This is a genomic window from Nocardioides sp., assembly GCF_024509035.1.
Lineage (GTDB): Bacteria > Actinomycetota > Actinomycetes > Propionibacteriales > Nocardioidaceae > Nocardioides.
Genome location: NZ_JANINT010000430.1, coordinates 1 through 1,520, shown reverse-complemented (window position 1 = coordinate 1,520; position 1,520 = coordinate 1). Strand labels below are relative to the sequence as shown.

Genomic DNA, 1,520 nt, shown 5'->3' with positions numbered 1-1,520 from the left:
CGAAGTCGGCCCAGCCGCGCAGCAGCGGCGCGTCCGCCAGCAGCCGCTCCTCGAGGGAGGCGGTCACGGCACCAGCTCGCTGGAGCGGTGCTGCTCCCAGAGCGCCATCCGGGTGCGCGCGGGCTCGCCGATGGCGTCCATGACCGGAGGGAGCAGCAGCTCGGTGAGCAGGAAGCCCCCGGCCATGCTCTGGTACGTCGAGTTGACGGTGCTCGCGGCGACCAGGACGACCGCCGCCTCGGGAGCGGCGGGGCAGGCCATGTCGTCGGTGATCAGCACCGTGGCCGTGCCGGCCTTGCGCGCGCGGTCGGCCATCTCGACCGCGCTGCGCTGGTAGCGGTGGAAGTCGAAGAGCACCAGGACGTCGCGCCGGCCCAGGTCGACGGTGATGCCGAGGTCCCGGCCGAACGGGTCCTCGAGCAGCCGGACGCCGGTGCGGAGCTGCTCGAGGTGGCCGGCCAGGTAGATGGCGAGCAGGTGTGAGAACCGTCCTCCGTGGAGGAACACGCGTCGCGCCGGATCGGCCAGGAGCGCCACCGCCGCGTCGACGGACGACTCGCTGAGCCCGGCGATCGACGACAGGGCCGCGTCGTTCTGCGCGCGCCCCTGGTCGACCATCCGGGCGAGCGTCGACCCAGCGGACGGGGCGTCCGCGAGCCGCGTGAGCGGGCCGTTCGACCGGGCCGACAGCTCCGCGCGGAGCGCCGACTGGAGGTCGGCGAAGCCCTCGAACCCGAGGGTCTGGGCGAACCGGAGCACGCTGGGCGCGCTGACGTTGGCCCGCTCCGCCAGCCGCGCGGCGCTGCCCAGGCCCGCGCTGGGGTAGTCGGCGAGCAGGGCCCGCCCCACCCGCCGCTCCGCGGGACTGAGCGACGGCAGGCTCGCCGCCGTCAGCTCGGCGACGCTCGACGGTGGCTCGGTCACACCGCCACTCTGTCATCTGCCGCTTCGGTCGCGGGCGACTCCAGCAGCTCGGTGTGCAGCGACCGGTCGTCCAGCCGGATGGCCGTCACCGACTCGGGGGGCAACGGCTGCCAGTCGAGCGACCCGAAGCCGGTCGAGCCGACGACGACGGCGCCGTCGTCGAGACGGGCGTGGCGCAGGCCGAAGTAGTCCTCCAGGTGCTCCCCCGGCAGGTCCAGGCGGCTGATCTCGTCGACGTCCTCGGCGGGCAGGGTGCTCGACGCCGAGGCGTGTACGGCGACCAGGTGCGTGCCGTCGAGGAGCAACGCGTTCAGGCTCGCGTGCGGGTAGATCGCGCGCAGCTCGCGGACCCCGGCGAGCGTCGCCGCCGGGAGGTCCAGGTCCCGTCGGAGGTGTCGCCGCACCACCGCGAAGTAGCGCTCGCTGTCGGTCGTGCCGTGCAGCCCGGCCCGCTCCTCGTCGGTGAGGAGGTCGTCGAGAACCCCGAACGGCCGCAGCGAGCCGTTGTGGGCGAAGGCGACGGCGTCCCGCAGGAAGGGGTGGGAGTTCTCCGGCTGCACGGCGAGCCCGGCGGACGCCCAGCGCAGGTGCACGAC

General features: G+C 74.3%; 2 protein-coding genes. Both read right to left on the bottom strand.

Going from position 1 to position 1,520, the window contains the following annotated elements:
• Positions 1-63 precede the first annotated feature (63 nt).
• On the bottom strand, positions 64-924 hold the full coding sequence (locus Q0L15_RS23115) for a MurR/RpiR family transcriptional regulator (protein ID WP_296607205.1): 861 nt from the start codon (positions 922-924) through the stop codon (positions 64-66).
• Positions 921-1,520, bottom strand: a 600-nt coding sequence (locus tag Q0L15_RS23110) for a class II glutamine amidotransferase (RefSeq protein WP_296607204.1), incomplete at its 5' end; no start/stop codon positions are given. The genes Q0L15_RS23110 and Q0L15_RS23115, both read right to left, overlap by 4 nt.